The sequence below is a fragment of the Microbacterium sp. PI-SA-G genome, assembly GCF_057215335.1.
In genome coordinates, this window is sequence record NZ_CM170103.1 from 1,798,741 (window position 1) to 1,823,264 (window position 24,524).

Annotated in this window: 20 protein-coding genes and 1 tRNA gene; 8 read left to right on the forward strand and 13 right to left on the reverse strand. The window is 69.3% G+C overall.

All coding sequences use genetic code 11. From position 1 onward, the window contains the following. Positions 1 to 15 precede the first annotated feature (15 nt). Both AC2D10_RS08860 and AC2D10_RS08865 read left to right on the forward strand, forming a co-directional pair. Entirely contained in the window at positions 16 to 2,052 is a 2,037-nt protein-coding gene (locus AC2D10_RS08860) for a bifunctional aldolase/short-chain dehydrogenase (protein ID WP_484711720.1), read from the forward strand. A gap of 250 nt (positions 2,053 to 2,302) precedes the next feature. After that, the gene (locus AC2D10_RS08865) at positions 2,303 to 3,715 is read left to right on the forward strand and encodes a rhamnulokinase (RefSeq protein ID WP_484711721.1); all 1,413 of its coding nucleotides are present in this window, start codon (positions 2,303 to 2,305) and stop codon (positions 3,713 to 3,715) included. Between the two features lie 110 nt (positions 3,716 to 3,825). Here AC2D10_RS08865 and AC2D10_RS08870 read toward each other — a convergent pair whose 3' ends face one another. From AC2D10_RS08870 to AC2D10_RS08905, 8 genes are all read right to left on the reverse strand, one after another. Beyond that, on the reverse strand, positions 3,826 to 5,067 hold the full coding sequence (locus tag AC2D10_RS08870) for an LCP family protein (RefSeq protein ID WP_484711722.1): 1,242 nt from the start codon (positions 5,065 to 5,067) through the stop codon (positions 3,826 to 3,828). Positions 5,068 to 5,119: 52 nt separating this feature from the next. Beyond that, positions 5,120 to 5,204: transfer RNA gene (locus AC2D10_RS08875), tRNA-Ser, on the reverse strand. Between the two features lie 46 nt (positions 5,205 to 5,250). Beyond that, entirely contained in the window at positions 5,251 to 6,072 is an 822-nt protein-coding gene (locus AC2D10_RS08880) for an HAD family hydrolase (protein WP_484711723.1), read from the reverse strand. Continuing rightward, positions 6,069 to 7,361, reverse strand: coding sequence for a serine--tRNA ligase (gene serS, locus AC2D10_RS08885; protein ID WP_484711724.1), 1,293 nt, complete (start codon positions 7,359 to 7,361; stop codon positions 6,069 to 6,071). The genes AC2D10_RS08880 and serS overlap by 4 nt, the downstream gene beginning before the upstream one ends. 29 nt (positions 7,362 to 7,390) lie before the next feature. Further along, entirely contained in the window at positions 7,391 to 8,584 is a 1,194-nt protein-coding gene (locus AC2D10_RS08890; RefSeq protein ID WP_484711725.1) for an aminotransferase-like domain-containing protein, read from the reverse strand. Positions 8,585 to 8,669: 85 nt separating this feature from the next. Then, entirely contained in the window at positions 8,670 to 9,359 is a 690-nt protein-coding gene (locus AC2D10_RS08895) for a methionine ABC transporter permease (RefSeq protein WP_484711726.1), read from the reverse strand. Continuing rightward, the gene (locus tag AC2D10_RS08900; protein WP_484711727.1) at positions 9,353 to 10,378 is read right to left on the reverse strand and encodes a methionine ABC transporter ATP-binding protein; all 1,026 of its coding nucleotides are present in this window, start codon (positions 10,376 to 10,378) and stop codon (positions 9,353 to 9,355) included. The genes AC2D10_RS08895 and AC2D10_RS08900 overlap by 7 nt, the downstream gene beginning before the upstream one ends. 42 nt (positions 10,379 to 10,420) lie before the next feature. Beyond that, on the reverse strand, positions 10,421 to 11,374 hold the full coding sequence (locus tag AC2D10_RS08905) for a MetQ/NlpA family ABC transporter substrate-binding protein (RefSeq protein WP_484711728.1): 954 nt from the start codon (positions 11,372 to 11,374) through the stop codon (positions 10,421 to 10,423). A gap of 254 nt (positions 11,375 to 11,628) precedes the next feature. Here AC2D10_RS08905 and AC2D10_RS08910 point away from each other — a divergent pair, with 254 nt between their 5' ends. After that, positions 11,629 to 12,624 carry a diacylglycerol/lipid kinase family protein gene (locus AC2D10_RS08910; protein WP_484711729.1) on the forward strand — a complete coding sequence of 332 codons (996 nt, stop codon included), beginning with the start codon at positions 11,629 to 11,631 and terminating at the stop codon, positions 12,622 to 12,624. A gap of 43 nt (positions 12,625 to 12,667) precedes the next feature. Here AC2D10_RS08910 and AC2D10_RS08915 read toward each other — a convergent pair whose 3' ends face one another. Together AC2D10_RS08915 and AC2D10_RS08920 are read right to left on the reverse strand one after the other, a co-directional pair. Then, positions 12,668 to 13,423 carry a hypothetical protein gene (locus tag AC2D10_RS08915; protein WP_484711730.1) on the reverse strand — a complete coding sequence of 252 codons (756 nt, stop codon included), beginning with the start codon at positions 13,421 to 13,423 and terminating at the stop codon, positions 12,668 to 12,670. Positions 13,424 to 13,461: 38 nt separating this feature from the next. Beyond that, positions 13,462 to 14,478: a LacI family DNA-binding transcriptional regulator gene (locus AC2D10_RS08920; protein ID WP_484711731.1), complete on the reverse strand. Its 1,017-nt coding sequence runs from the start codon at positions 14,476 to 14,478 to the stop codon at positions 13,462 to 13,464. Positions 14,479 to 14,635: 157 nt separating this feature from the next. Here AC2D10_RS08920 and AC2D10_RS08925 point away from each other — a divergent pair, with 157 nt between their 5' ends. From AC2D10_RS08925 to AC2D10_RS08940, 4 genes are all read left to right on the forward strand, one after another. Beyond that, positions 14,636 to 16,651: a beta-galactosidase gene (locus AC2D10_RS08925; protein ID WP_484711732.1), complete on the forward strand. Its 2,016-nt coding sequence runs from the start codon at positions 14,636 to 14,638 to the stop codon at positions 16,649 to 16,651. After that, positions 16,648 to 17,577 (forward strand): carbohydrate ABC transporter permease, encoded by a 930-nt coding sequence (locus AC2D10_RS08930; protein ID WP_484711733.1) that lies wholly within the window; start codon positions 16,648 to 16,650, stop codon positions 17,575 to 17,577. Before AC2D10_RS08925 ends, AC2D10_RS08930 begins: the two co-directional genes overlap by 4 nt. After that, positions 17,574 to 18,473, forward strand: coding sequence for a carbohydrate ABC transporter permease (locus AC2D10_RS08935; RefSeq protein ID WP_484711734.1), 900 nt, complete (start codon positions 17,574 to 17,576; stop codon positions 18,471 to 18,473). Before AC2D10_RS08930 ends, AC2D10_RS08935 begins: the two co-directional genes overlap by 4 nt. Before the next feature lie 65 nt (positions 18,474 to 18,538). After that, entirely contained in the window at positions 18,539 to 19,870 is a 1,332-nt protein-coding gene (locus AC2D10_RS08940; protein ID WP_484711735.1) for an ABC transporter substrate-binding protein, read from the forward strand. A 107-nt stretch (positions 19,871 to 19,977) separates the two neighbouring features. Here the strand turns inward: AC2D10_RS08940 and cls are convergent, their stop codons facing one another. Together cls and AC2D10_RS08950 are read right to left on the reverse strand one after the other, a co-directional pair. Continuing rightward, the gene (cls, locus tag AC2D10_RS08945) at positions 19,978 to 21,438 is read right to left on the reverse strand and encodes a cardiolipin synthase (RefSeq protein ID WP_484711736.1); all 1,461 of its coding nucleotides are present in this window, start codon (positions 21,436 to 21,438) and stop codon (positions 19,978 to 19,980) included. 91 nt (positions 21,439 to 21,529) lie between these two features. Continuing rightward, positions 21,530 to 21,703 (reverse strand): hypothetical protein, encoded by a 174-nt coding sequence (locus AC2D10_RS08950; protein WP_484711737.1) that lies wholly within the window; start codon positions 21,701 to 21,703, stop codon positions 21,530 to 21,532. 122 nt (positions 21,704 to 21,825) lie between these two features. On the opposite strand from AC2D10_RS08950, the gene AC2D10_RS08955 reads away from it, so the two are divergent. Further along, positions 21,826 to 22,962 (forward strand): DUF4192 family protein, encoded by a 1,137-nt coding sequence (locus tag AC2D10_RS08955; protein WP_484711738.1) that lies wholly within the window; start codon positions 21,826 to 21,828, stop codon positions 22,960 to 22,962. Here AC2D10_RS08955 and lysS read toward each other — a convergent pair. Then, positions 22,955 to 24,493, reverse strand: coding sequence for a lysine--tRNA ligase (lysS, locus tag AC2D10_RS08960; RefSeq protein ID WP_484711739.1), 1,539 nt, complete (start codon positions 24,491 to 24,493; stop codon positions 22,955 to 22,957). The two genes, AC2D10_RS08955 and lysS, sit on opposite strands and share 8 nt — an antisense overlap. Positions 24,494 to 24,524 lie beyond the last annotated feature (31 nt).

The window sequence follows — 24,524 nt, forward strand, 5'->3', positions numbered from 1 at the left end:
CCGAAGGACACTGACATGACGAACCCCACCGCCGCCGCCCTGATCGAGCGGTCGAACCTCCTGGGCTCCGACCCGAAGAACACCAACTACGCCGGCGGCAACACCTCCGCCAAGGGCACCGAGACCGACCCGGTCACCGGTCAGCCGGTCGAGCTGCTGTGGGTCAAGGGATCGGGCGGCGACCTGGGCACGCTCACGGAGCAGGGCCTCGCGGTGCTGCGTCTGGACCGCATGCGTGCGCTCGTCGACGTGTACCCGGGGGGCGAGCGTGAAGACGAGATGGTCGCCGCGTTCGACTACTGCCTGCACGGCAAGGGCGGGGCGGCTCCCTCGATCGACACCGCGATGCACGGCTTGGTCGATGCCGCGCACGTGGATCACCTGCACCCGGACTCGGGGATCGCGATCGCGACCGCGGCCGACGGGGAGGCATTGACCTCGACGATCTTCGGCGAGAAGGTCGTGTGGGTGCCGTGGCGTCGCCCGGGCTTCCAGCTCGGACTCGACATCGCAGCGGTCAAGGCCGCGAACCCGCAGGCGATCGGATGCATCCTCGGCGGACACGGCATCACCGCGTGGGGCGACACGTCGGAGGAGGCGGAGTCGAATTCGCTGTGGATCATCGAGACGGCATCCGCGTACATCGCCGCGCAGGGGAAGTCCGACCCCTTCGGCGGTGTGCGCGCCGGCTTCGAGGCGCTGCCCGACGCCGAGCGCCGTGAGCGCGCCGCCGCCCTCGCGCCGACGATCCGCGGCATCGCCTCGCACGACCGCCCGCAGGTGGGTCACTTCACCGATGCGGATGTCGTGCTCGACTTCCTCGCGTCCGAGAAGGCGCCCGCGCTCGCGGCTCTGGGCACCAGCTGCCCCGACCACTTCCTGCGCACCAAGGTGAAGCCGCTGATCCTCGACCTGCCCGCCACGGCATCCGTCGACGAGCAGATCGCGCGCCTGCACGAGCTGCACACCGAGTACCGCGCCGACTACCAGGCGTACTACGACGCGCACGCGACCGCCGAGTCTCCCGCGATCCGCGGCGCCGACCCGCTGATCGTGCTGATCCCCGGTGTGGGCATGTTCTCGTACGGCGCGAACAAGCAGACCGCGCGGGTCGCCGGCGAGTTCTACGTCAACGCGATCAACGTGATGCGCGGCGCCGAGGCGCTGTCGACCTACTCCCCCATCTCCGACGCCGAGAAGTTCAACATCGAGTACTGGGCGCTCGAAGAGGCCAAGCTGCAGCGGATGCCGAAGCCCAAGTCCCACCAGGGACGCATCGCCTTCGTCACGGGCGCGGCATCCGGCATCGGCAAGGCGATCGCCACCCGTCTCGCGGCCGAGGGCGCCTGCGTCGTCGTCGCCGACCTCGACCTCGAGAAGGCGCAGGCCGCCGCTGCCGAACTCGGCAACACCGACGTCGCGATCGGGGTCGCCGCGAACGTGGCCGACGCCGATGCGGTGCAGGTCGCGATGAACGCCGCGCTGCTCGCGTTCGGCGGGGTCGACCTCGTCGTCAACAACGCCGGGCTCTCGCTGTCGAAGCCGCTGCTCGAGACCACCGAGAAGGACTGGGACCTGCAGCACGACGTCATGGCCAAGGGCTCGTTCCTGGTGTCGAAGGCCGCGGCCCGCGCCCTGATCGACCAGAAGCTCGGCGGCGACATCATCTACATCTCGTCGAAGAACTCCGTCTTCGCCGGCCCCAACAACATCGCCTACTCGGCGACCAAGGCCGACCAGGCGCACCAGGTGCGTCTGCTCGCCGTCGAGCTCGGCGAGCACGGCATCCGCGTCAACGGCATCAACCCCGACGGCGTCGTGCGCGGCTCGGGCATCTTCGCCTCCGGCTGGGGCGCCAACCGCGCCGCGACCTACGGCGTCGCCGAAGAGGACCTCGGCCAGTACTACGCCAACCGCACCATCCTCAAGCGCGAGGTCGTGCCCGAGAACGTCGCCGACGCGGTCTACGTGCTCACCGGCCCGGAGCTCAGCCGCACCACGGGTCTGCACATCCCGGTCGACTCCGGCGTCGCCGCCGCCTTCCTCCGATGACGCAGCTCCTCCCGCCTCGCGCCTCGCGCGTCCCTCCCCGCGCCTCGCGCGTCCCTCTCCCCGCTCGCCAGCTCCCTCCTCTCCCCGCTCGCCAGCTCCCTCCTCTCCACCCCTCACTTCGCCGAGTGCACGGGTTGCTGCCGAGTGCACGGCCTGTTGGCGCGGCTACGCCGTGCAGTGGGCGGGATGCCGTGCACTCGACGCGAGCGAAAGCGGCACAAGCCGTGCACTCGACGGGAGCGGAAGCACGATGAGCGTTCGCGCGGTCGCCGCAGTCGACCTCGGCGCGACCAGCGGACGGGTCATGATCGGCCGCGTCGGCGAGGGCGTACTCGACCTCGAGCTCGTCTCACGCTTCCCGAACGGACCGATCCAGCGCGCCGACGGACTGCACTGGGACTTCGACGCGCTGCACGCGCATGTGCTCGACGGGCTGGCCGAGGCGGTGCGGCGCGAGCCGCGCATCGAGAGCATCGGCATCGACTCATGGGCGGTGGATTACGGTCTGCTCGCGGGCGATCACCTGCTCGCCGAGCCGTTCCACTATCGCGACGACCGCACCGCGCGCGGCGTCGACGAGGTGCATGCGATCGCCCCCTTCGCCGAGCTGTACGCCCGCAACGGCCTGCAGTTCCTGCCGTTCAACACCCTCTATCAGTACCGCGTCGACACGCGCCTGGCCGAGGCCGACACGGCGCTGCTCATCCCCGACCTGCTCGGTTTCCTGCTCACCGGCGTGCGCGTCGCCGAGCGCACGAACGCGTCGACGACGGGGCTGCTCGGAGTTCTCGACGGGGAGTGGGATGCTGCGCTGGCAGCGCGCCTCGGCATCCCCGCAGCCGTCCTTCCTCCGCTGGTCGACCCGGGCACCGTGATCGGAACCCTGCGTCCTGAGATCGCCGCCCGCATCGGCGCGGATCTGCCGGTGATCGCCGTCGGATCGCACGACACCGCCTCGGCGGTCGCCGCTGTGCCGATGACGTCTCCGGATGCCGCGTACATCTCGTGCGGCACCTGGGGTCTCGTCGGCGTGGAGCTCGCCGAGCCCGTGCTGACCGACGCCGCGCGCGAGGCGAACTTCACGCATGAGCGCGGGGTCGACGGTCGCTTCCGCTTCCTCCACAACGTCACCGGGCTCTGGCTTTTGAGCGAGACGGTCCGCGCGTGGGAGCAGCAGGACGGAGCATCCATCGACCTGCCGGCCCTCCTCGCCGCGGCATCCGAAGTCGAGGGCGACATCCCGCTGTTCGACGCCGACGACGCCTCCCTCGCCGCCCCCGGCGATATGCCGGCACGCATCTCTGCGCTCCTCGGCGCGCAGGGCAAGGACGTCCCCGCCGACCGCGCCGCGTTCGCACGCAGCATCGTCGAGTCGATCGCGGCCGCCTTCGCCGATGCGGTGGCCACGGCATCCGCCCTCGCCGGCCGCACGCTCGACGTGATCCATCTCGTCGGCGGCGGATCCCTCAACACGCTCCTGTGTCAGGCGACGGCCGATCGCACGGGGCTTCCGGTGCTCGCGGGTCCGGTCGAGGCGACCGCGCTGGGCAATGTGCTCGTGCAGGCCCGCACGCTCGGCGCGGCCCCGCAGTCGCTCGAGGCCCTGCGGGCCCTGGTCGCCGCCACGCACGCCCCCGCGCGCTTCACTCCCACTCCCGCCTGAAAGACCCCGCTTCAACGCCGAGACCCCGCTGTAGAGACGTCTCTACAGCGGGGTCTCGATGCGAACGCGGGGTTTCGGCGCGACCAGGGGCGACGCGAACGCCGCGCGCGTCAGCGCACGTTGCCGTTCGAGCAGGTCTGCTGCGCCGCCGAGTTGCCCTTGATCGTGTCGGGCAGCGCGACGACGTTCTCGGGCGTCGCGTTGGGGTCGGGCGTCACTTCTTCGGCGGGAACCTCGGGCGCTGTCGGCTCCTGCACCACGACGCCGTCGTTGTCGGTGTTCTCGTGCGTGATCTGCAGTTGCGCATTTGCGGCGAGCGCGGCCCACAGCTCATCGGCCGCGGCCTCGTTCGGCACGACCTTGTTGGGGTCCGCCGAGTCGGTGCCGGTCGGGTACTGCACGAAGACGATGTCCTCGAAGGGCACGGACTTCACGGCCAGGGCGATCTGCACGATCTTCATCGGGTCGGCGAGAGACGTGCTGGCCTCGGTGTTGCTGAGACCCGTGTTCGCGAGACGGAGCATCGTGGCGGGGTTTCCGAGCACCTCGCCGCTGATCATCTTGCGCACGAGGCTCGACATGTACTGCTGCTGGTTGCCGATGCGGCCCAGGTCGCTGCCGTCGCCGACGCCGTGTCGGGTGCGCAGGAACTGCAGCGCCTCGAGGCCCACGACCGTGTGCGTTCCGGCGGCCATGTCGAGACCGGTGTAGCGGTCCTTGATCGGGTTCGCGAGGCAGACGTCGACGCCGCCGATCGCGTTGGTGATCTCGATCACGCCCCCGAAGGTGACGGATGCCGCGAACTGCACCTCCTGCCCGGTGAGGTCGGAGATCGTCTTGACGACGCAGTTCAGGCCACCGTCGGTGTACGCGACGTTGAGCGGCTGCTTGTTCATCGCCGAGTGCACCTGACCCTGATCGTCGGTGCATTCGGGGATCGGGATCATGAGGTCGCGGGGGAAGCTGACGACAGTGATGCGGCGCGGCTCGTCGGAGACGTGCACCAGCAGGTTGACGTCGTTGAGCGTGCCCTCGGCGTCGCTGCCGCTGCACCGGTCGCCGAACAGGTCGGCGTACTTCTCCTCGCAGGTGTCGACGCCCGTGAGGACGAGATTGAACCCGCCCTTGTACTCGCCGATGTCGGGCGGCAATGACTCCTGGCCCTCGAGCTCCACCGCGTTGGCGGAGACCGTGCTCGAGAGGTCGTAGACGACGTACGCGGCAACACCGAGGCCGCTGACGAGGACCACGGCCAAACCGATCGCGATGAACTTCAGCAGCTGGCTCACGGGGCCGGGTGTGCGCAGCTGGCCGTGGCGCGCGATGGTTCGGCGTCGGGTCTTCTCGGTCACTCGGGTGGCCTTTCGATTCAGCATGCGGTGCGGGGCCGCCGTGCTCAATGTGCGGAGGGTGTGGGATTCGAACCCACGAGACATCTCTGCCCACTGGTTTTCAAGACCAGCTCCATCGGCCACTCGGACAACCCTCCCGACGGATGCATGCATCTGCCGACAACGCGTGAGTCTAGCCGAGTTCTATTCTCCCGCGTGCACCTGGGCGCGTGCTGGAAGCGTGTCCAGCGCCCGAGCGAGACCTCCATCGACGACGTCGGCCGTGACCTCGGTCGCGGCATCCTTGACCACATCGGGGGCCTGGCCCATCGCGACGGCGCGCCCGCCGAGGGCACTGGCCCACCCGAACATGCCGATGTCGTTGCGACCGTCGCCGGCGACGAAGACCTGCTCCTCGGGCATGCCGAGCTCGGTGCGCACCTGCTCGAGCGCCGTGCCCTTGTCGACGCCCTGCGGCGCGATGTCGAGCCACGCGGTCCAGCCGATCGCGTACGAGACCTCGTTGAGTCCGGCATCGGCCACCAGCCGGTGGAAGTCCTCTTCGTCGTGCCCGGGCGAGACCACCACGATGCGCGACACGGGCTCAGCGCCCAGGTCCTCGAAGCTCACCTGACGGCCCCCGTCGAGCGTCCAGTCGTCCAGCTGCTCGGTGAACAGCCGCTGCCCTGAGGCGAGCTCCACCATGTAGCGGGCGTCGGGCAGACGCTCCTGCAGCAGACCGAGCACGGGGCGGGGGTCGAAGGTCTCGACGTTCCAGCGCTCCCACTCGTCGCCGACGCGGCGCATGGTGACCGCGCCGTTGGAGCACACGACGTACTCGGCGGTCATGCCGAGCTCCTCGACGTAGCGGCGCGTGGCCATCCAGCTGCGTCCGGTGGCGATCGTCACCACGTGCCCGGCATCGCGGACGCGAGCGACGGCCTCGGCCACGCCGGGGCTCATCGTCTCGTCCTGCAACAGGATCGTTCCGTCGACGTCGAGTCCGACCAGCCAGGGGGCGCTCATGCGGCCGGCTCCAGGACCTCGAGGCCGCCCAGGTACGGTCGCAGCACCTCGGGCACGCGGACCGAGCCGTCGGCCTGCTGGTGCGTCTCGAGCAGGGCCACGATCCACCGCGTGGTCGCGAGCGTGCCGTTCAGGGTCGCGACGTGCTGCGTCTTCGCGTCCTTCGGGGCGCCGGCGGTGTCGTCAGCCGGTGGCCGGTGCCGCACGTCGAGCCGGCGCGCCTGATACGTGGTGCAGTTCGATGTGGAGGTCAGTTCGCGGAACGCTCCCTGGGTCGGCACCCACGCCTCGATGTCGTACTTGCGCGCGGCGCTCGAGCCGAGGTCACCCGCGGCGACGTCGATCACGCGGTACGACAGGCCGAGCTCGGTCAGCATCTCCTCCTGCAGGGCGACGAGGCGCAGGTGCTCGGCCTCGGCGTCTTCGGCGTTCGTGTAGACGAACATCTCGAGCTTGTTGAACTGGTGCACGCGGATGATGCCGCGGGTGTCCTTGCCGTGCGACCCCGCCTCGCGGCGGTAGCAGGTCGACCAACCGGCGTAGCGCAGAGCGCCCTTCGACAGGTCGACGATCTCGTCCTTGTGGTAGCCGGCGAGCGCGACCTCGCTGGTGCCGACGAGGTAGAGGTCGTCCTGGTCGAGGTGGTAGACCTCGTCGGCGTGCTCGCCGAGAAAACCGGTGCCCTGCATGATCTCGGGCCGCACGAGCGTGGGGGTGATCATGGGCACGAAGTCGTGCTGCAGCGCCTTGTCGAGCGCGAGGTTCATGAGAGCGATCTCGAGCCGGGCTCCGATGCCGCGCAGGAAGTAGAAGCGCGCGCCCGAGACCTTCGCGCCGCGCTCCATGTCGATCGCGCCGAGGATCTCGCCGAGCTCGAGGTGATCGCGCGGCTCGAAGTCGAACGTGGGCACCTCGCCGACCCGGCGGAGTTCGACGAAATCGGCCTCGCCGCCCGCGGGCACGCCGTCGATCACGACGTTCTCGATGCGCCCGAGCGCGGCGGCCGCGGCATCCGAGGCGTCCTTGGCCTCCTGCTGCGCCTGCTTGACCCGCTCGGCGAGGTCCTTGGCCTGGGCCACGAGGGCGGCCTTCTCGTCCTTCGGGGCCTTCGCGACCTGCTTGCCGAAGGCGTTCTGCTCGGCGCGCAGCTCTTCGAACGCGGTCAGCGCCGCTCGACGCGATCGATCAGCCTCGAGTGCGACGTCGACGGAAGCCTGGTCGTTGCCACGGGCAGCCTGTGAACGGCGGACGATCTCCGGGTTGTCGCGGAGCAGTGCGAGGTCGATCATGACCCAAGTCTAGAGCGCCCGCCCGGGCGTCATCCCCGGGCGGTGAGCGCCCGCCAGGCCTGTGCGAGGCGTGCGACACCCTCGGCCAGGTCGGCCTCGGCGACCTCCGAGAACGACAGCCGCAGGAAGCCTCGGAACTCCTCGCCGGTCGACGCGAACCACTCCCCGCGCTGATACGTCACGCCCCGATCCTGCGACGTCTCGAACAGTTCGCCGAAGTCGATGTCGCCCCGCAGTCGGGCCCAGACGAAGAACCCGCCCTGCGGCTCGGCCACCTCGACGGCGTCGCCGAACTCCGCGCGCAGAGCCTCGGTCAGCACGTGCGCCTTGCGGGAGTAACCCTCCGCCGCGGAGGTGATCGACGCGTCGAGGCGGGCATCGCCCAGCATCCGCTCCACCACGGCCTGCTGCACCCCGCTGGTCTGACCGTCGAGGCGATTGCGCAGCCAGGTGGTGCGCTCGGCAAGTGACTCGGGCACGACGAGCCAGCCGAGGCGCAGCCCCGGGCCCAGCGTCTTCGAGAAGGTGTTCACGCCCAGGACCCGGTCCGAGTCGCGGAACGCGCTCCGGTCGGACTGCGCGACGCCGGGGAAGGTGATGGCGCGGTACGGATCGTCGGCGATGATCGTGAAGCCGTACGTCTCGGCGAGCTCGACCAGTGCGGCCTCGCGAGCGGCGCTCAGTGTGACGCCCGAGGGGTTCTGGAACGTGGGCACCGTGAACAGGGCCTTCGGCCGCAGACCCTCACGCAGTCGCCGCTCGAGCTCGTCGGTGTCGATGCCGTCGCCGCCGACGCGGATCGCCACGACCTCGACGCCGATCAGGTCGAGCACCCGCAGGAACAGCGGATACACCGGGTCGTCGACCACGATCGTGTCACCCGGATCGAGCAGGCTCAGCACGGCGAGCGCGAGTCCGTGCGCGCCGCCGTTCGTGATGAGGACGCGTTCGGTCGACACCCCCTCGCGGGCGGCGATCGCCGCGCGGAACGAGGAGAGCCCCGCCGCGGGCGTGTACTTCAGCAGCGCGCCGAACCCGTCGCTCTCGGTGACCGCGCGGAACGCGTCGCGGTGGATGTCGAGCGGCAGCAGGTCGGTCGCGGGGTTGCCACCGCCGAGGTCGATGGAGCCGGGTGCGAGTCGGATCAGCGTCGCATCGCCGAATCCCTGCCGCGCGGGAAGGCCGGCCAGCAGGGCGCTGGGGGTGAGTGCGGTCTCGGTCATGGGGGTCCGATCGGGTCGGGGCGGAGGGACGAGTCGGGGGCCTGCACCACCGAACGGAGCACGGGAGCAGCCGGCGTTCCCCAGGCTATCCGTCGATGAAGTGCCGGGCGATGCGGTTTCCGATGAACTGCACCAGCTGCACGAGCGCGATCAGCACGATGATGATCAGGATCATGACGCCGTAATCGAAGCGCTGATAGCCGTAGGTGAGCGCCAGGTTTCCGAGCCCGCCTCCGCCGACCGCGCCGGCGACCGCGGTGGCGTCGATCAGGGCGACGAAGATGAACGTCAGCGAGAGCAGCAGCGGGCCGAAGGCCTCGCGCACGACGAAGCCGAACAGGATGTGCAGCGGCGAGGCGCCGAACGCCTTCGCGGCTTCGACGACGCCGGGGTCGACGGCCACGAGATTCGACTCAGCCACCCGGGCGATGCCGACGGATGCGGCGATCGTCAGCGGCAGGATCGCCGCGGCGGGTCCGATGCTGGTGCCGATCAGTGCACGCGTGAGCGGCGTCAGCGCGATGAGCAGGATGATGAACGGGATGGGGCGCAGCGTGTTCACCACGATGTTCAGCACCGTGTGCACCACGCGGCTGTGCAGCAGCTGGCCCGGGCGCGTGGCGTAGAGGAAGATGCCCAGGATCAGCCCGATCACCGACGCCAGGAAGAACGCGACCGTCACCATGAACAGGGTTTCGCCCAGGGCCCGGGCGACCTTGGGGATCACGACGTCGAAGTCGAGCAGCGCGAGCGTCACCATGTCGTTCGTCACCATGTCGTCACCTCTGTGCGGGTCGAGAGTTCGGCGAGGAACCGGTCGATCGCGGCGTCGTCTCCGTGCAGGGCCAGGCTGAGCTGCCCGTACGGCAGGTTCTTCACCCGCGCGACGCCGCCCTGGATGATCGAGAAGTCGACGTCGTGCGCGCGGGCCAGCGACGACAGCAGCGGGCCCTCGGCGATCACCCCGTCCATCGCGACCGAGATGCGCCGGCCCTCGAAGCGCGCGGCGAGCTCGACGCGGTCCTTCTCGCTCAGGAAGGTGCGGGTGTACGAGCCCACCAGGTTGGCGGTGACCGGATGCTGCGGGCGGGCGAGGATCTGATGGATGTCACCCGACTCCACCACGACGCCCTCGCTGAGGATCGAGACCCGGTCGGCCAGCTGACTCATCACGTCCATCTCATGCGTCACGACGACGATCGTGATGCCGAACTCCTGGTTCACCGAGCGCAGCAGATCGACGATCTCGGTCGTGGTCTGCGGGTCCAGCGCGCTGGTCGCCTCGTCGGCGAGCAGCACTGACGGCTTCGCGGCGATCGCGCGGGCGATGCCCACCCGCTGCTTCTGCCCGCCCGACAGATGCCGCGGCCGCGCGAAGGCCTTGCCGCCGAGACCGACGAAGTCGAGCAGCTCCCCCACCCGCCGCGCGATCGCGTCGTCCTTCCACCCGGCGAGCTTCAGCGGCGTGGCGATGTTGCTGAACACCGTGCGCGAGTTCCAGAGGTTGAACTGCTGGAACACCATGCCGATACTGTGCCGCAGCGTGCGCAGCTCGGCCGAGGGCAGCGCCTGCACGTCGACCCCGTCGACCAGCACCCGCCCCGCGGTCGGTGCTTCGAGGCCGTTGATCATGCGCAGCAGGGTCGATTTGCCCGCGCCCGAGCGGCCGATCAGCCCGTACACCTCGCCCGCGCGCACCGAGATGTCGATGTCGCTGAGCACGCGGACGGTCTCACCCTTGCCGCGGCCCGGGTAGTCCTTCGACACCCTGGCCAGCTGGATGCGCTCTGTCATTCGAACCTCGGTCTGATCGTGCGGTCGGGCCGCACTCGGGGATTACTGCGCGACGAGTTCGGCGAGCGCCGAGCGCAGGTCGTCGACGGGCAGCTCGACGATCGTCGCCTCGCCGCGCTTCTCCTTCTCGAGGGCTGAGACCACGCGGTCGTCGCGGTAGGTCTTCTCCAGCAGTGCCCAGGCGGGGTCGTCGGCGCGATCGGCCGTCGTGGCGACCACGATCACGTACGGGCTCGACGTCGTGGCCGAGGAGTCCTCGAGCACGAGGGCGTCGTCGCTGGTGATCTCGAGCGCCGGGTCGAAGTCGTCGGTCGCGATCACCACGGCCGAGATCGTCGGATCGCTGTAGCTGGTCTGCACCGACTCGTGGGCGATGCGCACGAGCTCGACGCCACGCGGGTTCGCGATGATGTCCTCCTCGGTGGGGAAGACGCCCGCGTTCTCGTCGACCTCGAGCACTCCCGCCGTCTGCAGGATGAACAGCGCGCGAGAGAAGTTGGCGGGGTCGTCCGGCACGGCGATCTTCGCGCCCTCCGGAATGGCGTCGGCCGAGTCGAGGTCGTCCGAGAACAGCCCCCACGCCGAGATCACGGTCGAGAACACCGGGGTGATGTCGGCGTCGTTCTCCTTGTTGAACTGGCTCAGCCATGCCACGTGCTGGAAGGAGTTGCCGTCGACCTCGCCCTCGACCAGGGCGGTGTTCGGCAGGTACGGGTCGTCGAAGTTCACGAAGGTCAGGTCGAGGCCGTTCTCACGGCCCACCTCGATGATCGCGTCCTGGAAGTCGCTCTGCGCCGTGTCGGCGATCGTCAGCGGAATGAGGTCGTCGGCACCCGCCGCCTCGGGGGCGGAGTTCTGCACCACGATCGGGATCACGATCGCGGCAGCCACGACCACCGCGGCCACGGCACCGCCGACGAGCCAGAGCCTGCGACGCTTCTTCTGCTGCGCCAGGTGGGTGTCGATCTCGTTCTGCGTGTGGCTCTGCTCTGACATGTGAGGCTCCTGCGGGGCGAGGCGGACGAGTCGGCGCCGTGGCGCTTCGTCTGCGGGACGGCGCACGGGGGCGGTCCGAGGGGTGTGCGGGTGGATTAGACGTTAGCGGCGCGGCCGCCGCATGCACGAGCCCCGCGGTAATGCACCGACACACTGCGCCCGACGCACACTGCGCCCGACGCGCTGCACCCGACACAAGGTGGCATATCGGGCGAAGGCGTTCGTGCCCCGGAAGCGGGTTTAGAGTTGGCGCCATGACGACGCCCGCCGCCCGACGCCAGGCGGCACTCGTCTACAACCCGATCAAGGTCGACGAGAAGCGTCTGCGCACGATCGTGCGCGACATGTGCCGCGACGCCGGGTGGGAGCATCCGGCCTTCTATCCGACCACGATCGTCGATCCCGGTCAGGCCGCCACCGCGGCGGCACTGGAGCGCGGCATCGACGTGATGCTCGTGGCCGGCGGTGACGGCACCGTCCGTGCGGTATCGGAGGCGATGGCCGGCACGGGCGTGCCACTCGCGATCCTCCCCAGCGGCACCGGCAACCTGCTCGCACGCAACATCGGGCTCCCCCTCGGCGATCCGGCCGAGATGATCCGGGCGGCACTCGGCGACTTCCGGCATCCGATCGACATCGGCTGGGCACGTATCACTCGTCCGGACGGCAGTGAATCGGAGCACGCGTTCGTGGTGCTCGCCGGAATGGGGCTCGACGCCGACATGATCGCGAACACCCGCGCCGACCTGAAGAAGTCCGTCGGCTGGATCGCATACGTCGACGGGGCGGCGCGGTCGCTGGCCACCGCCAAGCCCTTCCGCGCGGTCTACCAGATCGACGAGGGGCGCCTGCATTCGACGAAGGTCTACAGCATCCTGTTCGCGAACTGCGGCACGCTGCCCGCCGGCATCCTGCTGATCCCCGACGCCTCGGTCACCGACGGCACGCTCGACGTCGCGGTGATCCAGCCCACCGGCATGCTCGGCTGGCTGGGCGTCTGGCGCAAGATCTGGTGGGACAACTCGGTGCTGCGACGCTTTCGGGCGGGTCGCCGGGTGCTCGAACGCCGCGGGAGGGATGCCTCGGTGCACTACTTCCGGGGACTCGCTGCCGAAGCCGCGGCCACGCGCCCCCTGCCGATCGAGCTCGACGGAGACGAGTTCGGCGAGGCGGGGCGCATCACCTGCCGGGTCGATCCGGGCGCGCTGCTGCTCGCGCTCCCGGAGGGGCATCCGATCGCCGGATTCTGAGCCCAGAGCCGGAGCCGAGAGCCCCGGGCGAGCGGCGCGCCGGTCAGCTGCTGCGCACCGGAACCGTGCCGTCGAGGCCGCCGCCCGTGAGCGTCAGGGTGAAGTCGTCATCGTCGACCGTGTCCTCGGCGAACGCGACGATCGTGGCGCGCGGTGCCATGTCCATGGTGCAGACCTGGTCAGCCACGGTCACGAACGTGACGGTGCCGGTGGCACCAGCCCCTTCGGCGGACTCGACCACCGGAGCGCACGACGACGATCCCCACGTGAGCAGCACCAGGCCTCCGTCGTCGAACCATCCGGCGGACGGCTGGTATTCGGTCGACGAACCGGGAACCGCCGCGAAGTCTGATCCCCCGTCGAGCTCGACGTCGTCGACGATGTCGCCGTAGGTGACCTGCAGCGTGATCTCCTGTGTCGGGTCGACACCCTCGGGAAGCGCGCCGACGCTGGCCCGCGGTGCGAAGTCGGCGGTGCAGGCGACCTCTTCGCCGTCCTGTCCCTCCACCTCGACCAGGGTCACCGAGACGGTCTGCCCTTCGGCCGAGACCTCGTCGACCATCGGGATGCAGCCGGAGGACCCGAACGTCACGACCGCGAACATGCGGCCGTCGTCGAGGAGCGTGCCCTCGATGTCGCTCGCGTCGTCACCGCTGCCTGTACCGGCGTCGGTGCTCGCGCTGGGCTCCGACGAGCTCGTGGGCGCGCCGGTTCCCGATGTCGCGGTGCATCCGACGATGAGCAGACCGGCCGCGATGAGGCCGGCGGCGGACGTGAAGGCACGCAGCGCAGAAGTCATGCCCCCAGGGTAGACCCGGCGGCGGCAGCGGCGCAGTGTCAGGCGGACTCGCGCCAGACGACCTCGCACTCGAGGATGCGGCCCTCGGTGGCGGGCTCCTCGCCGCGCAGCTGCGCCAGCACCGACTCGGCTGCGGCGCGCCCGAGACCGTTCGCGGATTGCCGCATGGTCGACAGCGGCGGATCGCACCGCAGCGCCCAGGAGCTGTCGTCGAAGCCGACGATGCCGACGTCGCGCGGCACCATCCGGCCCGCTGCCTTCAGCACCTCCATCGCGCCCGCGGCGACCGCGTCGCTGGCCGCGAACACACCGTCGATGTCGGGGCATGTCGCGAGCAGCGCCCGCATGCCCTCCTGCCCGTCGGCGTAGGAGTACAGCGGCACGCGCTGCACCAGTTGCGGGTCGAAGTCGTTGCCCCGCGCGTCGATGAACCCGGCGAGGCGGTCGGCGCCAGAGTCACGATCGAGGGCGGCGGCGATCATGCCGATCTTCTTCCGTCCGGTCGCGGCCAGTCGTCGGGTGATCTCGCGGGCCGCGTTGCGGTTGTCGATCGCCACATAGGCCGCGTCGCCGATGTCGTGCGGGTGTCCGACGAAGGAGGCGGGGATGCCGAGGTCGGCGACGGCCTTCGTGATGGGGTCGCCCTCGCGGGCCGAGACGATAATGACGCCGTCAATGAGTCCGCCGGTCAGGTAGCGCGCGAGCCGATCGATGTCGCGCGCGGAGTCGGCGATCAGGAAGGAGAGCTGGTAGTCGGCTTCCGACAGCGCGGCGTTGGCACCCAGCAGGATCGCGCCGATGTTCGGGTCCTCGAGGAAGAGCGAGTGCGGCTCGTGCACGATGAGCCCGATCGCCTGCGTGCGCTGCATGACCAGGCTGCGTGCCGCGCGGTTGGGCACGAAGCCGACCCTCGCGATCGCGGCCTCGATCGCCTCGCGGGCTTCGGACGATACGTACGGCTGACCGTTGAGCACGCGGCTGACCGTGCCGCGCGACACTCCCGCCTCGGTCGCGACGTCTTTGACGGTCGCCCGGTGCCTTCGATCGCTGTTCATCCCGCCCATCGTATGTGCACGCGCACATGTCAGTCGTCGTCCGGGTCGGCGCGGTTGACATCGCCGCGATTCGATGTTTACTCTGTACACGTTCACAGAACCTCAGTGCGGAGATTCAGCACTCGAACCTGTGCACGTTCACAGATCCGAGGAGAGCATGACCACCCCCGCACGGCCCTTCACCCACGACGGCATCGCCTTCGGCTGCGACTACAACCCGGAGCAGTGGTCGCCCGAGGTGTGGGACGAAGACATCGCGCTGATGCAGGAGGCCGGCGTCGACCTCGTCGCGATCAACATCTTCGGTTGGGCGCACATCGAGCCCCGCGCGGGCGAGTACGACTTCGCGCGGCTCGACGACATGATGGCGCGACTGCACGCCGCCGGCATCCGCGTGAACCTCGGCACCGGCACCGCCTCCCCTCCCGCATGGCTGACGACCGCGCACCCCGAGATCCTCCCCGTGGTCGACGATGGCACCCGTCGCTACCCGGGTGGACGCCAGGCATTCTGCCCCTCCTCCGCGATCTACCGCGACGCCGCCCTCGCCCTCGTCGAACAGGTCGCTCTGCGCTACGGCGACCACCCGGCGGTCGAGCTGTGGCACGTGTCGAATGAGCTCGGCTGCCACAACGCGCTCTGCCACTGCGACGAGAGCGCCGCGGCGTTCCGCCTGTGGCTGCAGGCCCGCTACCCCGACATCGATGCGCTGAACGCGGCCTGGGGCACGTCGTTCTGGAGCCAGACGTACCGCGAGTGGGACCAGATCCTCACCCCCCGCGCCACCCTGTCGCTGCGGAACCCCGGCCAGGTGCTGGACTTCCACCGCTTCAGCTCCGACCAGCTGCTCGCGCACTACCGCGCCGAGGCCGAGGTCATCCGTCCGCTGAGCACCCGGCCGATCACCACCAACTTCATGGTCACCACCCACATCGAGAACCTGGACTACTGGTCGTGGGCGGCCGACATGGACGTGATCGCCAACGATCACTACCTCGACCACCGACTCGCCGACCCGACGGCCGAGCTCGCGTTCAACGCCGACCTCACCCGCGGACTCGCCCAGGGAGCACCCTGGCTGCTCATGGAGCACTCCACCGGTGCGGTCAACTGGCAACCGCTCAACCTGCCCAAGGGCCAGGGCGAGATGCTGCGCAACTCCCTCACCCACGTCGCCCGCGGCGCGGACGGCGTGTGCTTCTTCCAGTGGCGCGCCTCGGTGCAGGGCAGCGAGAAGTTCCACTCCGCGATGCTTCCCCACGCCGGCACCGACTCGGCGATCTGGCGCGAGGTCGTCGAGCTCGGCGGCGTCGTCGAGCGCCTGGCGGAAGTCGCCGGCTCCCGCGTCGAAGCGCACGCGGCCGTCGTCTTCTCGTGGGAGTCGTGGTGGGCGATGAGCACCGATGCCCGACCCAGCCACGCGCTGGGGTACCTCGACCAGGTGCACGCCGCCCACAAGGCCCTGCACGATCTCGGCATCACGGTCGACGTCGTGCGCCCCGGCGCCGACCTCAACGCGTACCGACTCGTCGTCGTGCCGGGCCTTCACCTCGTCCGCAGCGCGGATGCCGCGGTCATCACCGACTGGATCGACGCCGGCGGCACGGCTCTCATCACGTTCGCGAGCGGCACCGTCGACGAGCAGGACCGCATCTACACGGGCGGCTACACCGGCCCGTTCCGCGAGGCACTGGGCGTGCGGATCGAGGAGTTCGCTCCCGCTGCCCCCGGCACGGCGATCACGCTGAGCGACGGCACCCACGCCTCGCTCTGGGCGGAGCGCGGTCGGGCGACCACGGCCGAGGTCATCGCGAACTTCGAGGGCGGTGCGGCCGACGGCTCCCCCGCGATCACGCGCAACAGCTGGGGCCGGGGCACCGCGTGGTACCTGGCCACCCTCCCGGACGCCGCCGGATACCGCGCGCTCATGGCTCGCCTGGTCGCCGACGTGCAGCTCGCGCCCCCGGCATCCGTCGACGGCGACCTCGCAACCCTCGAACTCGTCCGCCGCCGCGGCACCGACCACTCCTACCTGTTCGTCATCAACCACGGAACGGCGGAGGTGAGGGTCGAGGCCTCCGGCATCGACCTCGTCACGTCCGCCGCTGCCGAGGGGCACGTGGTCGTGCCCGCCGGCGCCGTGCGCATCATCCGAGAGGAGGCGATCGCATGACCGCCACACAACTGCTCGTCACCGACGGCGCGAGGGGGCGAAAGCAGCCGGGCCGCCGCCGACCGACGCCGCACCGCGGATCGATCATGTTCTTCGCGGCACCCTTCGGGATCCTGTTCCTGCTGTTCTATCTGGTGCCGATCGCGTACGCGATCTACCAGTCGCTGCTCGTCGTGCAGCGAGAGGGCACCTACGGCCAGCCGCAGGAGGTCTTCGGCGGGCTGACCCAGTACGTGAACGTGTTCTCGAACGCGCCGTTCTGGGAGTCGGTCGGACGCGTGCTGCTGTTCGGCGTAATCCAGGTGCCGGTCATGCTCGCCCTCGCCCTGCTCTTCGCGCTCCTGCTCGACTCGCCGGTCCTCAAGGGCAAGAAGTTCTTCCGTCTCGCGTTCTTCGCGCCGTACGCCGTGCCCGGTGTGATCGCGGCCATCATGTGGGGCTTCCTCTACTCCCCGAACCTGTCGCCGTTCACCGACGTCACCCGCACGATCGACTTCCTCTCGCCCGAGTTCGTGCTGTGGTCGATCGCGAACGTGGTCACCTGGGTGTTCGTGGGCTACAACATGCTCATCATCTACTCGGCGCTTCTGGCCATCCCGGCCGAGGTGTACGAGGCCGCCCGCCTCGACGGCGCCGGCCAGATCCGCATCGCCTGGTCGATCAAGATCCCCATGGTCGCTCCCGCACTCGTGCTCACCACGGTGTTCTCGATCATCGGCACCTTCCAGCTGCTCGCCGAGCCGCAGGTGTTCCGCTCGTTCAGCGCCGCCGTGTCGAGCACGTTCACCCCGAACATGACCATCTACGCGACCAACTCGATCCCGAACACGAACCTCGCCGCGGCCTTCTCGGTCGTGCTCGCGCTGGCGACGTTCATCCTGTCGTTCACCTTCCTCAAGGTGACCCAGCGGAAGGCGGAGCAATGAGCATGCTCACTCTGAAGCGCGGCGCCACCGCCGACGATCTGACCCCGACCCGCGGTCCTCGCGAGAGCCTGCTGTCACGCGGCGCCGCCCTGCTGATCATGGGCGTCTTCACGCTGTACTTCCTCACCCCGATCTGGTGGCTGTTCATCGCGTCGACCAAGGACCGTGGCGATCTGCTGACCACCGCACCGCTGTGGTTCGCCGACTGGAACCTGTTCGAGAACATCGGCGACCTGATCAGCTACGACGGCGGCATCTACCTGCGCTGGATCATGAACAGCCTCGGCTACGCCGGCCTCGGTGCGCTCCTCGCCACCGTGTTCGCCGGAATGTGCGGCTACGCGCTGGCGAAGTACCGCTTCCCCGGACGCGAGCTGCTGTTCAACGTCGTGCTCGGCGGCGTGCTGGTTCCGGCCACCGCTCTCGCGCTGCCGCTGTTCCTGCTGTTCAGCCAGGTGAACCTGACCAACACGTTCTGGGCCGTGCTGCTGCCGAGCATCGTCAGCCCGTTCGGGGTCTACCTGACGCGCATCTTCGCCGCGGCATCCGTCCCCGACGAGCTGATCGAGGCCTCCCGTCTCGACGGCGCCGGCGAGGTGCGCACCTTCTTCACCGTCTCGGTGCGGCTGATGACGCCGGCGCTGATCACGGTGTTCCTGTTCCAGTTCGTCACCATCTGGAACAACTTCTTCCTGCCGCTGATCATGCTGCGCAGCCAGGAGCTGTTCCCCATCACCTACGGCCTGTTCGCCTGGAACACGCAGCTGAACCAGATCCCTGAGCTGCGCACCTACGTGCTCGTGGGCTCGTTGCTGTCGATCATCCCGCTCATCATCGCGTTCCTGATGCTGCAGCGGTTCTGGCAGAGCGGGCTCGGCAACGGCTCCGTGAAGTGACTTCCGGCCGTCGGCTCCGGCGGCCTTCCCGTAATCACGAAAACCCCCATCGAAAGAGGAAGATCATGCAGCACACCAAGAGGGCAGTCGCCACCGGCGTCGCACTGCTCAGCGCGATGGCGCTGGCGGGATGCGCGGCAGGCAGCGGATCGGGCGACGGCGCAGGAGCCGTCGACTGCACCCCCGCCGACGGCGACGTCACGCTCGAGTTCACGTCGTGGATCCCGGGCATCGAAGACGTCGTCGCCCAGTGGAACGAGGCCAACCCCGACATCCAGGTCAAGGTCCAGACGGGCCCGAACGGCAACTCCGGCACCTACCAGAGCTTCTTCAGCCAGCTGAAGGCCGGCAACGCGCCCGACCTCGGCCAGATCGAGTACGACGCCCTGTCGAGCTTCCTGGTGCAGGACGGCCTCGAGAACCTCGCCGCGTGCGAGGACGTCGTGGCCGCCGAGTCGCAGTTCATCCCGTGGACCTGGGGCCAGGTCACCCTCGGCGCCGCCGACGGCGTCTACGGGATCCCGCAGGACTCGGGCCCCATGGCCCTGTTCTACCGCTCGGACCTGTTCGAGCAGAACGGCATCGCCGTTCCGACCACGTGGGAGGAGTACAAGGCCGCTGCGGTCCAGGTGCGTGCGGCCGGCGGCTACATCACCAACTTCTCCACCGCCGACATCAACCAGTTCGCCGGCCTTGTCTGGCAGGACAACGGCGAGTGGTTCGCCAACGACGGCGACGCCTGGACGGTCGACCTGACCGGCGACGCGACCACGAAGGTCGCCGAATACTGGCAGGAGCTGCTCGACGAAGACCTGGTGTCGACGTACCCCGCCTGGACCGAGGAGTGGAACAACGCCTACAACTCCGGTGAGGTCTGGAGCTGGAACTCGGCCGTCTGGGGAGCCAACTCGATCTCCAGCGGCGCCCCCGACACTGCGGGCAAGTGGTCCGTCGCGCCCTCCCCGCAGTGGGAGGCGGGCGCGCAGAGCGCCGGCAACTGGGGCGGCTCGTCCGTCGCGGTCTTCAAAGGCTCGGAGCACCCCTACGAGGCGACGAAGTTCGCGCTGTGGCTCAACACCTCGGAAGAGGCGCTGACGGCACTCAACAAGTCCGCGAACATCTACCCCGCCACGACCGACGGCCTGAGCCTGGCGTCGCTGCAGGAGGGCGTCGACTTCTACGGCGGCCAGGTCATCTACGACGTCTTCGCCGAGGCTGCCGAGCAGGTCAACCCCGACTTCGTCTGGGGTCCGACCATGACGCAGACCTACGCCGACGTCTCGGACGGCTTCCAGAAGGCCGTCACCGGACAGGGCACACTGCTGGACTCGCTGAAGTCCGCACAGGAGTCGACGATCTCGACCCTGAAGGCGCAGGCGATCCCGGTCGCCGAGTAAGCATCACCAGGCGGATGCCGCGGGAGTCGGTCACGGACCGGCTCCCGCGGCATCGTCGTATCCGGGGGTCTTCCGGCGCGGCACGTTTCGGCTTCTGAACGCGCGGGCTACTGCAGGGCCGAGGTGAGCCGGGCGAGGTTGTCGAGCACCGTGGAGCGCAGCGGCTGCTGCATCCACTCCTCCAGCGACAGCTCGCGGCTCAGCGAGCGGTACCGGTCCTCGACCTCGCGCATCTGCGTCACGAACTCGTGACCGCGCACCAGCATCGACACCTCGAGGTTCAGACCGAAGGAGCGCATGTCCATGTTGCTCGAGCCGATCACCGCGACCTCGTCGTCGATCGTCAGGCTCTTGGTGTGCAGGATGTACGGCTTGCGATACATCCAGATGCGCACGCCCGCCTTGAGCAGCACCTCGTAGTAGCTGCGCTGCGCGTGGTAGACCATGGCCTGGTCGCCCTGCTCCGAGACGAAGAGCTCGACCTCGACGCCGCGGTCGACCGCGGCGGTGACGGCCAGCAGCAGCGCCTCGTCGGGCACGAAGTACGGGCTCACGATCATGATGCGCTTCTTCGCGGAATACAGCAGTGCCAGGAAGAGGCGCAGGTTGTTCTCGAGCTCGAACCCCGGGCCCGAGGGCACCACCTGGCAGTCGAGGTCGCCGGATCCGGGGTCGGCATGAGCGATGTCGATGCCCTCGAGCACGGTGTCGGTCTCGCTGTACCAGTCGGCGACGAAGATCGCGTTCACGCTGAGCACCACGGGGCCGTCGAGACGCACCATCAGGTCGACCCAGTGCAGGCCGCGCTTGATGTTCTTGGGCAGGTTGTAGGTCGAGTCGGTGACGTTCTGCGATCCGAGGAACGCGATCTTGCCGTCGACGACCAGGAGCTTGCGGTGGTTGCGCAGGTCGGGGCGCTGCATGTGGCCGCGCAACGGACGCACCGGGAGCATGAGGTGCCAGTCGGCACCCATCGCGTTGAGGCGGCGGACGGTGTCCTTGTAGCGCGGCTTCCAGCGGTTCGCCCAGTGGTCGAGCAGCACGCGCACCTCGACGCCGCGGGCGGCGACCTCCTCCATCGCGCGGAAGAAGTTGTCGGTGGCGGTGTCGGACTGCAGGATGTAGAACTCCACGTGCACGTACTGCTCGGCGGCACGGATCGCCTCGGCCATCTCGTCGAGCGAGTCCTGGTAGTCGGCGATGAGCCGGGCGCCGTTGTCGCCCGAGAGCGGCAGCGCCCCGAGGCTCTGGTTCATCTGCACGATCGGCCCGAACCAGTCGGGGGCGTGGGGGCGCAGCGTGCCGAAGTGCAGGTGCTCGCTGGTCTCGGCGATGTACTCGTTGATCTGGTCCTGCTTGCGCCGGCGTGCCCGCGGCAGGCGCGGATTACCGATCAGCAGGAACAGGAAGACGCCGACGAACGGGATGAAGAAGACGGCCAGCAGCCAGGCCATCGCCGCCGTGGGGCGCCGATTTCGAGGGATGACGATGATCGCGGTGACGCGGATCGTGAGATCGAGCACGAGGAGGAAGGCGGCGATCCACCATGCCCAGGTCTCGGCCGTCATGGTGTCCCCTCATTGGCGCGGCGTCGATCACCGCAGGTCCGCGGGGTCACCCGCGCGTTGGCTTCACAGTAGCCGATGGCGCCGACGTCGCTCAGGAGCGGGGAGGAAGGCCGCGGGCTGCCCGCTCCTCGGCCTCGATCTTCGCGTGCACCTTGCGCTCCGTGCGGTCGAAGCGGAGGATGCCGCGGATCACCATGAAGAACACCGCGCTCACGCCGAGGGTCGGCAGGATCGACCATGCCACGGCGAGCCAGAAGTTCTCCATACCTCCATCGTACGCGCCCCTGAGGCAACGACTCCTCGTCCCCATCCACGAGATCGCGACGGCCTGATCCACAGCCCGCCCTTCCTCCGCCGCGGCCCCGATGCGACGGCGACACTCGCTTCATGACCACAGTCCTCCGCGCCACAGATTCCGCCGACTTCCTCCGTATCGTCCCCGCCCTGGCCGGCTTCACGCCGCGCCACAGCATCGTCCTCCTTCCCTTTCACGGCGTGCGCACCCACGGCGCCATGCGCCTCGACCTGCCCGTGCCGCCGACCGATCTCCGGCAATTCGCCGACGCCGCAGTGGGGCGGGCTGCGCGTGTGACCGGGACGGATGCCGTGGCCGCCGTCGTCTATACCGATGAGCAGGCCGAGACCACACCCGACGGCCTCGTGCTGCCGTTCGGCGTCGCCGTCGACGAGCTGCTCGCGCGGGCAGAGGAAGCGGGCCTGCGCGTCGTGGACGCCCTCTGCGTCACGCCCAGCGGCTGGTCGAGCTATCTGGTCGCCGAACCACGGCTGGGCCCGCTGGACGATCTTGCTCCGGCACCCGACGTGCCGGGCCTCGGCGACGTGAGCGGTGATCAGCGGGCCGGAACCACACTCCCGCGCATCGAGCGTGCCGAGAAGCAGCGCGTCGTTCGGGCGCTGCGCGACATCGCCGTGGCGCTCGACCACGACGCCGCAGGGAGACTGACGGGACGGGAGAACCCCGAGGCGCTCGCAGCGATCGCCGCGCTCGACGACATCCCCGCCTTCTACGAGGCCGTGCTCGACGATCCGGCACGCACGCCGCCGTTCGCGACCGCCGCGCTGCTGTGGTGTCTGGACCGCCCGGTCTTCCGCGACGTCGCGATCGCGCAGTGGGCGACGGGACTCGACGGCGGCATCCGCACCCTCGAAGCGCAGTTCGCGTTCGTCCGCGAAGGGCGCACCCTCACCGACGACCTGGGTGCGGTGTTCCTGGGCGCAGGTCCCGCACCGGACCCCGAGCGGCTCGGCCTCGCGCTCGTCGCGGTGCGATACGCCGCCGCCTCCGCACCGCGCCGGTCGCGACGCGGACCGCTCACCGCCGCGGCATGGCTGTCGTGGGCGCTCGGGCGCTCCACGCACGCCGCGCACTACCTCGATCTGGTGCGGGCGATCGATCCGCAGTACGGACTCGCGGCGCTCCTGCGCACCATGATCGATGCGGGCATGCTGCCGGAGTGGGCGTTCGTTCGCGGTGGAGCCGTTTCGAGCGATGCCGTTACTTGACGAGCGGGAAGAGGATCGTCTCGCGGATGCCGAGGCCCGTGATCGCCATGATCAGGCGGTCGATGCCCATGCCCATGCCACCTGTGGGCGGCATGCCGTGCTCGAGAGCCCGCAGGAACTCGTCGTCGATCGGCATGGCCTCGACATCGCCGCGCGCGGCGAGCTTCGCCTGCTCGACGAAGCGCTCCCGCTGGATGACGGGGTCGACGAGCTCGGAGTATCCGGTCGCGAGCTCGAATCCGCGGATGTACAGGTCCCACTTCTCGACCACGCCCGCCGTCGAGCGGTGCTCGCGCACGAGCGGAGAAGTGTCGACGGGGAAGTCCATCACGAACGTCGGGCGAACGAGCTCGCCCTTCACGAAGTGCTCCCAGAGCTCTTCGACGAGCTTGCCGTGCGTGGCCTGGGGCGGCAGATCCACGCCGTTCGCCTCGGCGAAGGCGATCAGGTCCTCGACCGAGTCCTCGGGGGTCACGGTCCGACCGGATGCCGACGAGAGGGAGTCGTACATCGAGATGCGGTCCCACTCGCCGCCAAGGTCGTACTCGGTGCCGTCGGCCCAGGTCACGGTCGTCGAGCCGGCCACGGCGAGCGCGGCCTTCTGCACCAGCTCCTGCGTCAGATCGGCCATCTGGTGGTAGTCGCCGTACGCCTGGTAGGCCTCGAGCATCGCGAACTCCGGGCTGTGCGTGGAGTCGGCGCCCTCGTTGCGGAAGTTGCGGTTGATCTCGAAGACCCGCTCGATGCCGCCCACTACGGCGCGCTTGAGGTACAGCTCGGGAGCGATACGCAGGAAGAGCTCGGTGTCGAAGGCGTTCGAGTGCGTCACGAACGGACGAGCCGACGCGCCACCGTGCTGCACCTGCAACATGGGGGTCTCGACCTCGAGGTAGTCGTGCTCGGTGAAGGTGGCGCGCAGGCTGGCGTTCACCGCTGCGCGGGCGCGCACCGTGGTGCGGGCCTGCTCGCGCACGATCAGGTCGAGGTAGCGGCTGCGCACCCGCCCCTCTTCGCTGAGCTCGGAGTACGCATTCGGCAGCGGCAGGATCGCCTTCGACGCGATGGTCCATGCGTCCGCCATGATCGAGAGCTCGCCGCGGCGGCTCGAGATGACCTCGCCGTGCACGAACACGTGGTCGCCGAGGTCGACGTACTCCTTCCAGTCCGCGAGCGACTCCTCGCCCACGTTCGCGAGCGAGATCATCGCCTGGATGCGGGAGCCGTCGCCGGCCTGCAGCGTGGCGAAGCAGAGCTTGCCCGTGTTGCGGCTGAAGACCACGCGTCCGGCGACGCCGACGATCACGCCGGTCTCCGCGCCGGGCTCCAGGTCGCCGTACTCGGCACGCAGCGCCGGGATCAGGTGCGTCACAGGGACCCCGACGGGGAAGGCGCCGCCCGCGGCATCCGTGCGCTTCTGGATCAGGCGCTCGCGCTTCGCGAGGCGCACGGCCTTCTGCTCGTGGATGTCGTCTTCGCCGACCGGTGCGGTGTCGGTCGGGTTCTGCGCAGGCGCGGCGGACGCGTCGGTCATGAGAGGGGCTCCTTGAAGTCGCACCCAGTTT

Excerpts from the sequence above, each read along its gene's own strand:
- AC2D10_RS08950 (WP_484711737.1), bottom strand. The coding sequence starts at position 21,703 with ATGGAGAACTTCTGGCTCGCCGTGGCATGGTCGATCCTGCCGACCCTC.
- lysS (WP_484711739.1), bottom strand. The coding sequence starts at position 24,493 with ATGACCGACGCGTCCGCCGCGCCTGCGCAGAACCCGACCGACACCGCA.
- AC2D10_RS08930 (WP_484711733.1), top strand. The coding sequence starts at position 16,648 with ATGACCGCCACACAACTGCTCGTCACCGACGGCGCGAGGGGGCGAAAG.
- cls (WP_484711736.1), bottom strand. The coding sequence starts at position 21,438 with ATGACGGCCGAGACCTGGGCATGGTGGATCGCCGCCTTCCTCCTCGTG.
- AC2D10_RS08900 (WP_484711727.1), bottom strand. The coding sequence starts at position 10,378 with ATGACAGAGCGCATCCAGCTGGCCAGGGTGTCGAAGGACTACCCGGGC.
- serS (WP_484711724.1), bottom strand. The coding sequence starts at position 7,361 with ATGATCGACCTCGCACTGCTCCGCGACAACCCGGAGATCGTCCGCCGT.
- AC2D10_RS08955 (WP_484711738.1), top strand. The coding sequence starts at position 21,826 with ATGACCACAGTCCTCCGCGCCACAGATTCCGCCGACTTCCTCCGTATC.
- AC2D10_RS08865 (WP_484711721.1), top strand. The coding sequence starts at position 2,303 with ATGAGCGTTCGCGCGGTCGCCGCAGTCGACCTCGGCGCGACCAGCGGA.
- AC2D10_RS08890 (WP_484711725.1), bottom strand. The coding sequence starts at position 8,584 with ATGACCGAGACCGCACTCACCCCCAGCGCCCTGCTGGCCGGCCTTCCC.
- AC2D10_RS08925 (WP_484711732.1), top strand. The coding sequence starts at position 14,636 with ATGACCACCCCCGCACGGCCCTTCACCCACGACGGCATCGCCTTCGGC.
- AC2D10_RS08915 (WP_484711730.1), bottom strand. The coding sequence starts at position 13,423 with ATGACTTCTGCGCTGCGTGCCTTCACGTCCGCCGCCGGCCTCATCGCG.
- AC2D10_RS08910 (WP_484711729.1), top strand. The coding sequence starts at position 11,629 with ATGACGACGCCCGCCGCCCGACGCCAGGCGGCACTCGTCTACAACCCG.
- AC2D10_RS08860 (WP_484711720.1), top strand. The coding sequence starts at position 16 with ATGACGAACCCCACCGCCGCCGCCCTGATCGAGCGGTCGAACCTCCTG.
- AC2D10_RS08895 (WP_484711726.1), bottom strand. The coding sequence starts at position 9,359 with ATGGTGACGAACGACATGGTGACGCTCGCGCTGCTCGACTTCGACGTC.
- AC2D10_RS08935 (WP_484711734.1), top strand. The coding sequence starts at position 17,574 with ATGAGCATGCTCACTCTGAAGCGCGGCGCCACCGCCGACGATCTGACC.
- AC2D10_RS08880 (WP_484711723.1), bottom strand. The coding sequence starts at position 6,072 with ATGAGCGCCCCCTGGCTGGTCGGACTCGACGTCGACGGAACGATCCTG.
- AC2D10_RS08920 (WP_484711731.1), bottom strand. The coding sequence starts at position 14,478 with ATGAACAGCGATCGAAGGCACCGGGCGACCGTCAAAGACGTCGCGACC.
- AC2D10_RS08905 (WP_484711728.1), bottom strand. The coding sequence starts at position 11,374 with ATGTCAGAGCAGAGCCACACGCAGAACGAGATCGACACCCACCTGGCG.
- AC2D10_RS08940 (WP_484711735.1), top strand. The coding sequence starts at position 18,539 with ATGCAGCACACCAAGAGGGCAGTCGCCACCGGCGTCGCACTGCTCAGC.